The following is a 7,243-nucleotide window of genomic DNA, read 5'->3' as shown; positions in this document are numbered from 1 at the left end:
AGAGCCGACGCGCTGGCCCCCGGTGCCGCCGTGGTGGCGCTGGCGAAGATCACCGTCGGGCCCTGGCACCCAGGCGCCCCAGATCCCGAGTAGCGGGCGCACAACCGCAGCAGCCGCCGGAGCACCATCGCCACATGTGAGCCGAAGACGCCCCGGTAGTAGTGGCATTCGTCGACGATCACGAAGCGCAGCCCGCGCAGGAACACCGCCCAGCGGGCATGGTTGCGCAGCAGTGACAGATGGATCATGTCCGGGTTGGAGAACACCCAGCGGGACCGTTCCCGGGCGAACCGGCGCAGCTCGGCGGGGCTGTCGCCGTCGTAGGCGATCGGCGCCACCGCAGCGGCCGCGTCGCTCAACCGCGGCACCGCCGCGGTCAGGGCGTGCGCGGTGCGCAGCTGGTCGTGGCCCAGCGCCTTGGTCGGCGACAGGTACAGCGCCCGGGCGCGTGGATCGGCCGCCAGCGCCGCCATGACCGGAAGCTGATAGGCCAGCGACTTTCCCGAGGCCGTGCCGGTGCCGATCACCACATGACGCCCGGTGTGTGCCAGTTCGGCGGCGGCCAGCTGATGCGACCATGGCGTCTCGATCCCACGCCCGGTGAAGGCGCCGACGACGTCGTCGCCGGCCCAGTCCGGCCAGGCGACCGCTTGCCCTGGCGACGCCGGCAGGTCGGCGACGTGGCGCAGCGGATCTTCACCCGGTTCGATGCCGGCGAGCGCGGCGGCCAGCAATTCACCGCCGAAATTCACCGTCATTCATCCTGTCCTCAGTCCTGCACAGAAAGTCCGCCGCCGTATTGTTCACCCTCCGACCGGCATTTTGGGCACCGCAGTCTGTCCTCGGCGCGAGGAACGTGGTTGACTGATGGACGGTCGTAGCTTCTGTGTTCGTGTCAAGCCTTCGCAGGATCTGTGGTTGCGGCCGCAGTGCCCGCGGGGGATGGGTCGGTGGCAGCACCGACTGACCGCCAGGGTACGGCGGCCGGAACAGGCCCGGGGCAGCGAAGGGCGGTGCCCCGAACAACGGTGCTATGCACCGGGCAAGAAGAGTAAGGAAAGATCGACAGATGCCACAGGGAACTGTGAAGTGGTTCAACGCGGAGAAGGGCTTCGGCTTTATCGCGCCTGAAGACGGGTCAGCGGACGTGTTTGTCCACTACACGGAGATCCAAGGGTCCGGCTTTCGCACCCTCGAGGAGAATCAGCGAGTGGAGTTCGAGGTCGGGCAGAGCCCCAAGGGCCCGCAGGCCACCGGCGTCCGCGCCGTCTAAGCAACGGGATTCGGCGACACCCCCCGGGCAGCTCCCACCAACGGAGCAAAGCCGGGGGGTTTCGTTAACGGGCGGGTCGGGCAGGACGAGTCGACCCGGACGCCGCCGGGGATGCTGGACCGGCTTACTGTCGGTTACGTGAGCCAGCTTTCCTTCTTTTCGGCAGAGTCGGTGCCGCCGAGCGTCGCCGACCTCTCCGGGGTGCTGGCCGGCCCGGGACAGATCGTCGTCATGGGCGCCGAGGCGCGGCTGTCGGTCGTGGTCGATGCGCAGTGGCGGGCGGTGGCGCTGGCCGAGCTGATCACCGAGGCCGGGTTGCTGCCGGAGATCACCCGCACCGAAGAGGACACCCCGCTGGTGCGGACGGCAGTGGATTCGCGGCTGCGCGCACTGGCGCAGGCCTGGACGCGAGGAGCGGTGAAGACCGTTCCGCCGCAATGGGTTCCGGGCCCGCGGGAACTGCGGGCGTGGACGCTGGCGGCCGGCGCCGCAGAAGCCGACCGGTATCTGCTCGGTCTGGATCCGCACGCGCCCGACACCTTCGCGCCGCTGGCCTCGGCCTTGATGCGCGTCGGGATAGCGCCCACCTTGATCGGCACCCGCGGCAGCCACCCGGCGTTGCGGATCACCGGCCGCCGCAGGCTTGCGCGGCTGGTGGAAAATGTCGGGGAATCACCGCCGGGTCCCGAGGCGTTGACCCAGTGGCCGCGTGTCGAGGCACCGATCCCGGGCCATCGAGGCCACCTTTGAGAGAATTCTGCTGAACGTCGGTTTGCGTCGGCACGGCTGTGAGTGTGAGATTGTCAGTTGTCCACCGGCGGCACGGCCCGCAGGTGCGGACAGAAGTGGAGTGGTAAGCGCAAGGTGGCTGACGCTAAGACGGTGAGCGCCCGCAATGGCGATAAAACACCCGTGCGGCGACTCGTCATAGTCGAGTCGCCCACCAAAGCGCGGAAAATCGCCGGTTACCTGGGCAGCGGCTACGTCGTCGAGTCCTCCCGGGGCCATATCCGCGACCTGCCGCGCAACGCCGCCGACGTGCCGGCCAAGTACAAGACCGAACCGTGGGCGCGCCTCGGGGTGAACGTCGATGGTGAGTTCGAGCCGCTCTACATCGTCAGCCCCGACAAGAAGAGCACCGTCACCGAGCTCAAGGGCCTGCTCAAAGACGTCGACGAGCTCTATCTGGCCACCGATGGTGACCGGGAGGGCGAGGCGATCGCCTGGCACCTGCTGGAGACCCTCAAGCCGCGCGTTCCGGTCAAGCGGATGGTGTTCCATGAGATCACCGAGCCGGCGATCCGCAACGCCGCCGAGAACCCCCGCGACTTGGACATCGACCTGGTCGATGCGCAGGAGACCCGACGTGTGCTGGACCGGCTCTACGGCTACGAGGTCAGCCCCGTGCTGTGGAAGAAGGTCGCCCCGAAGCTGTCGGCGGGCCGTGTCCAGTCGGTGGCCACCCGCATCATCGTGCAGCGCGAACGCGAGCGGATGGCGTTCCGCAGCGCCTCCTACTGGGATGTGGTGGCCCAGCTGGATGCCAGCGTCTCGGATCCGACCGCATCCCCGCCCACCTTCGCCGCCCGGCTGGTGGCCGTCGACGAGCAGCGGGTGGCCAGTGGACGCGATTTCGACTCGCTGGGGGCGCTGAAGAAGCCCGACGAGGTCAGAGTGCTCGACGAGGCGGCCGCGAACGCGCTGGCGGCCGGGCTGCAGGGCGCGTCGCTGACGGTGACCTCGGTGGAGGAGAAGCCCTACACCCGGCGGCCCTATGCGCCGTTCATGACCTCGACGTTGCAGCAGGAGGCCGGCCGCAAGCTGCGGTTCTCCGCCGAACGGACGATGAGCATCGCCCAGCGGCTCTACGAGAACGGCTACATCACCTACATGCGTACCGACTCGACGACGCTGTCGGCCAGCGCCATCGATGCCGCGCGTACCCAGGCCCGCCAGCTCTACGGCGAGGAGTACGTCTCGCCGACGCCGCGGCAGTACACCCGCAAGGTCAAAAACGCCCAGGAGGCCCACGAGGCGATCCGGCCGGCCGGCGAGACGTTCGCCACCCCCGACGCGGTGCGCAACGAGCTGGGCAGCGACGAGTTCCGGCTCTACGAGCTGATCTGGCAGCGCACGGTGGCCTCGCAGATGGCCGACGCCCGCGGTACCACGCTGAGCCTGCGGATCGGTGGGCAATCGGGGAGTCAGCAGGTGACGTTCGCCGCCAGCGGGCGCACCATCACCTTCGCCGGGTTCCTCAAGGCTTACGTGGAGACCGTCGACGAGCTGGCCGGCGGTGAAGCCGACGACGCCGAGCGCCGGCTGCCGCAGCTGACCCAGGGCCAGCGGGTGGATGCCGCCGAGGCCACCCCGGACGGGCACTCCACCAACCCGCCGGCTCGTTACACCGAGGCCTCGCTGGTCAAATCCCTCGAGGAGTTGGGCATCGGGCGGCCCTCGACCTACTCGTCGATCATCAAGACGATCCAGGACCGCGGCTACGTCTACAAGAAGGGCAGCGCGCTGGTCCCGACCTGGGTGGCGTTCGCCGTCATCGGTCTGCTCGAACAGCACTTCGGCCGGCTGGTGGACTACGACTTCACCGCGGCGATGGAGGACGAACTCGACGGCATCGCCGCCGGGCGGCAGCGCCGCACCGACTGGTTGCACAACTTCTACTTCGGCGGCGACTACGGGGTCGAGGGCTCGATCGCCCGCGCCGGCGGGTTGAAGAAGCTGGTTGGGGTCAACCTGGAGGGTATCGACGCCCGTGAGATCAACTCGATCAAGCTGTTCGACGACGAGCAGGGCCGGCCGGTGTATGTCCGGGTCGGCAAAAACGGGCCGTACCTGGAGCGCATGGTTGCCGGCGACGACGGCGAGCCGACGCCGCAGCGCGCCAATCTCGACGACTCGCTGCCGCCCGACGAACTGACCTTGGCGCTGGCCGAGGAACGTTTCGCCACCCCGCAGCAGGGCCGGTCGCTGGGCATCGACCCGGAGACCGGGCATGAGATCGTCGCCAAGGACGGCCGCTACGGCCCGTATGTCACCGAAGTCCTGCCCCCGCCCCCGGATGATGAGTCCGGCAGCACCGCGAAAAAGGGCAAGAAGCCGACCGGGCCCAAGCCGCGCACCGGATCGTTGCTGCGCAGCATGGATCTGCAGACGGTGACGCTCGAAGACGCGCTGAAACTGTTGTCGTTGCCGCGGGTGGTCGGTGTCGACCCCGGTTCGGGTGAGGAGATCACCGCCCAGAACGGCCGCTATGGTCCGTATCTGAAGCGGGGCAACGATTCTCGGTCACTGTCCACCGAGGAGCAGATCTTCGAGATCACCCTCGAAGAGGCGCTCAAGATCTACGCCGAGCCGAAGCGCCGTGGCCGCCAAGCGGCTGCCGCGCCGCCGCTGCGTGAACTGGGCGCCGACCCGGCGACCGGCAAGCCGATGGTGATCAAGGACGGCCGCTTCGGGCCGTACGTCACCGACGGCGAGACCAACGCCAGCCTGCGCAAGGGCGACGAGGTGGCGTCGATCACCGACGAGCGGGCCGCGGAGCTGCTCGCCGACCGGCGGGCCAAGGGGCCGGTGAAGAAAAAGGCTGCCAAGAAGACCACCCGCAAGGCGCCGGCCAAGAAAGCCACCAAACGCTGAGTCAGTCCGCCGCGGCCGGGGTCCCGGCGTTCTCGGACGAGACCGCATCGGTGCCCGCAATCTTCAACGGCCGCGCCAACTGAGTGGAGCCGGCGCGCCCGCGCAACTCGACGATCTCGCCGACCTCCCAGCACAGCGCCTCCGAGTCGACCGCGCCGCTGACCGCGACCGCCGAAGCCAGCACGTGGCCCTCCTCCAGCTTGGCCAGCTCGGTCAGCCGGGCGGCCTCGTTGACCGGGTCGCCGATCACGGTGTACTCGAATCGGGCGCGGGCGCCGATATGGCCGGCGATGGCCCGCCCGGCGGAGACGCCGATGCCGAACTCCTCCGAACCCAGCACCGGCAGCAGCCCGTCGTGCAGTTCGCGGGCCGCCGCCAACGCGGCGCTGCAGGCGTCGGGGTGCTCGATCGGGGCGCCGAAGATCGCCAGCGCCGCGTCACCCTGGAACTTGTTGACGAAACCACCGTGCCGTCCGACGGCCTCGACCACCACCCGGAAGAACTCGTTGAGCAGGTTGACGACTTCACTGGGCGGCCGGGTCGATGCGAGCTCGGTGGAGCCCACCAGGTCGACGAAGAGCACCGCGACGTCGCGTTCCTGGCCGCCGAGTTCGGTGCCGCGTTCCAGGGCGCGGCGCGCCACGTCCTCGCCGACGTAGCGCCCGAACAGGTCCCGCAGCCGTTGCCGCTCGGCCAGATCGCGCACCATGTCGTTGAAGCCGGCCTGCAGCAGCCCGAGCTCGCTGGCGTCGTAGATCTGCATGTGGGCGTTGTAGTTACCGCGCTGCACCTCCCCGAGCGCCCAGCGCAGCTGGCGCAGCGGATCGGCGATAGACATCGATACCAGCGCGGTGCCGGCCAGCCCGATGACCAGGGCGGCCAGCGCCATGAACAGGATCGGCGTGAACAGTTTGTCGGCCGAGGCGTCGAGCAACGACGTCTTGGCGGCCACCACCGACAGCACGATCGCCAGCAACGGCACGCCGGTCGACAGCAACCAGGTCAGCAGCTGACGCAGCAGCACCCCGGGGGAACGCAGGTTCTCCGGCACCCCGCCGCGCAGCGCCGCGACCGCGACCGGCCGCAGCACCCGCTCGGACTGCAGGTAGCCGATGATCGCGGTGGCGGCAGCACCCAGCGCGGTGGCGGTGACCACCACCGGCAACACGTCGTAGGTCACCGGCCAGCTGGCGGCGACGAACACCACCCCGCCCACCGTCCAGTAGCTGATGCTGATCAGGGAGCGGTAGAACGGCATCCGCAGCGCCCGGGACCTGGCCAGTTCGGTGTCGGCGGGGTCGGCCTCGAGGTCGGGCTCGGCCAGCATCGCCTCGCGGCGTTGCCAGCGGAACACCGGCATCAGCAACGAGGTGCTGATGGTGAAGCCGAGGACGAACAGGCACAACAAGGTGACGGCGAAGATCACCAGGTTGATGTGTGGCAGATCCTGCAGGTTGATCCGGTCCTCGATCGGCAGACCGAACCGAAGGAAGCCGAACACGAACAGTGAGCCGATGATGTCGGCCTGCAGCATGCTCAGCGTGAACACCGGCCACGGCGTGCGCACCACCCAGCGGACGAATCGGCTGATCCGCCCGCCCAGGCCCGTGGTACTCACCAGGACACCGTATCCGGCGGGATGGGCAAAGCCAGAGTCCGAATGTCTTGCCCGACCGCTACTGTGACCGATGATGTCCGGGGTTTTCGCTCGTTTGGTGGGCCAACAGCCGGTGGAGGCCGAGTTGCTGGCGGCAGCCCGCGCGTCGCGCTATGACGCTGCTCACAGCGCGCGTACCGCCGGGGGTATGTCACACGCCTGGCTGATCACCGGGCCGCCGGGATCGGGCCGCTCGATCGCGGCGGTGTGCTTCGCTGCGGCGCTGCAGTGCAGCGCCGACGAGGCCGACGGCGGGCCCGGGTGCGGAACCTGCCGGGCCTGCACCACCACGATGGCCGGAACGCATGCCGACGTCCGGCGGGTGGTGCCCGAGGGGTTGTCCATCGGTGTCGATGAGATGCGGTCCATCGTGCAGGTCGCCTCCCGGCGTCCCGGGACCGGCCGGTGGCAGATCGTGGTGATCGAGGACGCCGACCGGCTCACCGAGGGCGCGGCGAACGCGCTGCTCAAGGTCGTTGAGGAGCCGCCGCCGTCGACGGTGTTCCTGCTGTGCGCCCCGTCGGTCGATCCGGAGGACATCGCGATCACGCTGCGGTCCCGGTGCCGACATGTGGCGCTGGTGACACCGCCCCCCGCGGCGGTCGCCCAGGTGTTGGTCGACACCGACGGGCTCGATCATGAGACGGCCGGCTGGGCGG

6 protein-coding genes are annotated in these 7,243 nt (G+C 69.1%); 4 read left to right on the top strand and 2 right to left on the bottom strand.

From position 1 onward, the window contains the following. A partial coding sequence (locus DQP56_RS21110) for a DEAD/DEAH box helicase (protein WP_133258992.1) occupies nt 1-758 on the bottom strand: 758 nt, incomplete at its 3' end. Nucleotides 759-1,069: 311 nt separating this feature from the next. On the opposite strand from DQP56_RS21110, the gene DQP56_RS21105 reads away from it, so the two are divergent. The 3 genes from DQP56_RS21105 to topA all read left to right on the top strand — a co-directional run bounded on the left by DQP56_RS21105 (nt 1,070) and on the right by topA (nt 4,927). Further along, nucleotides 1,070-1,273 (top strand): cold-shock protein, encoded by a 204-nt coding sequence (locus DQP56_RS21105; protein WP_005138711.1) that lies wholly within the window; start codon nt 1,070-1,072, stop codon nt 1,271-1,273. A gap of 138 nt (nt 1,274-1,411) precedes the next feature. Next, nucleotides 1,412-2,023, top strand: a complete 612-nt coding sequence (locus DQP56_RS21100) for a hypothetical protein (protein WP_112688776.1) — start codon at nt 1,412-1,414, stop codon at nt 2,021-2,023. A gap of 132 nt (nt 2,024-2,155) precedes the next feature. Next, nucleotides 2,156-4,927: a type I DNA topoisomerase gene (gene topA / locus DQP56_RS21095; protein WP_234825762.1), complete on the top strand. Its 2,772-nt coding sequence runs from the start codon at nt 2,156-2,158 to the stop codon at nt 4,925-4,927. A 1-nt stretch (nt 4,928) separates the two neighbouring features. On the opposite strand, the gene DQP56_RS21090 is transcribed toward topA, so the two are convergent. Continuing rightward, nucleotides 4,929-6,617 carry an adenylate/guanylate cyclase domain-containing protein gene (locus tag DQP56_RS21090; protein WP_112688770.1) on the bottom strand — a complete coding sequence of 563 codons (1,689 nt, stop codon included), beginning with the start codon at nt 6,615-6,617 and terminating at the stop codon, nt 4,929-4,931. Between the two features lies 1 nt (nt 6,618). Between DQP56_RS21090 and DQP56_RS21085 the strand changes: the two genes are divergently transcribed. Then, on the top strand, nt 6,619-7,243 hold a 625-nt coding region (locus tag DQP56_RS21085; RefSeq protein WP_112688774.1), incomplete at its 3' end, for a DNA polymerase III subunit delta'.

The sequence above is a fragment of the Mycolicibacter senuensis genome, assembly GCF_003284925.1.
In the GTDB taxonomy this organism is placed as follows: Bacteria; Actinomycetota; Actinomycetes; order Mycobacteriales; family Mycobacteriaceae; genus Mycobacterium; species Mycobacterium algericum_A.
This window is presented reverse-complemented; position numbering and strand designations above follow the sequence as displayed.